The organism is Streptomyces sp. NPDC088246, from assembly GCF_044741025.1.
Lineage (GTDB): Bacteria > Actinomycetota > Actinomycetes > Streptomycetales > Streptomycetaceae > Streptomyces.
Genome location: NZ_JBIURV010000184.1, coordinates 1 through 1,128, shown reverse-complemented (window position 1 = coordinate 1,128; position 1,128 = coordinate 1). Strand labels below are relative to the sequence as shown.

1 protein-coding gene is annotated in these 1,128 nt (G+C 67.2%); it reads right to left on the bottom strand.

Annotated features, from left to right (window positions below):
* Window positions 1–1,128 (bottom strand): AMP-binding protein (locus ACIPEK_RS46730; RefSeq protein WP_402009166.1); only part of this gene is annotated, 1,128 nt, incomplete at both ends.

The following is a 1,128-nucleotide window of genomic DNA, read 5'->3' as shown; positions in this document are numbered from 1 at the left end:
GGTGAAGAGGGTGGCGAGGGTTTGTTCGTGGGGGGTGCGGGGTGGGCGGCCGGTGGTGGTGGGTTGGGGTGTGGGGAGTTGGGTGTGGTCGAGTTTTCCGTTGGTGGTGAGGGGCCAGGTGTTGAGGGGGATGAGGTGGGTGGGGATGAGGTAGTCGGGGAGGGTGGTGGTGAGGGTGGTGCGTAGGTGTGTGGGGGTGGTGGTTCCGGTGTAGTAGGCGGTGAGTTGTTTGTCGCCGTTGGGGGTGGTGTGGATGGTGGTGGTGGCTTGGGTGACGCCGGGTTGGTTGGTGAGGGCGGTTTCGATTTCGGTGGGTTCGATGCGGTAGCCGCGGATTTTGATCTGGTGGTCGGTGCGGCCGTGGAAGGTGAGGGTGCCGTTGTGTTCCCAGCGGGCGAGGTCGCCGGTGCGGTAGATGCGTTCGCCGGGGGTGCCGTGGGGGTTGGCGGTGAAGTGTGTGGCGGTGAGGGCGGGGTCGTGGGTGTAGCCGCGGGCGAGGCCGGTTCCGGCGATGTAGAGCTCTCCGGTGACGCCGGGTGGGGTGGGCTGGAGGTGGTTGTCCAGGATGGTGAGGCGGGTGCCTGTCAGTGGTTGTCCGAGGGGCATGGTGGGGGGCAGGGTGTCTTCGTGGTGCCAGGGGGTGTGGGTGGCGCACATGGTGATTTCGGTGGGGCCGTAGGTGGTGCGTACGGTGGTGTGGGGGCAGGCGGTCAGGACTGCGCGGACTGCTTCGGGTGGGATTACGTCGCCGCCGGTGGTGATCTCTGTGAGGGTGTTGAATGCGGTGGGGTCGTTCTCGGCGATGACGCGGAAGAGTCCCGCGGTCAGTGATACGCGGGTCAGGCCGTGTTGTTGGGTGAGGGTGCGCAGGGTGGTGGCGTCGGTGATGTGGCCGGGGGGTGTGGTCACGATGGTCGCGCCGGCCAGCAGGGGTGCCCATAGTTCGTAGGTGGAGCCGTCGAAGGCGTGGGGGGCCTGGAGCAGGATCCGGTCCTGGGCGGTGATTTCCCAGCAGGGGTCCAGGGCCAGGTCGACGACGCCTTGGTGGGTGGCGGCGATGCCCTTGGGTGTTCCTGTCGATCCCGAGGTGTGCATGACGTAGGCGAGCTGTGAGGGCAGTACCGTCGG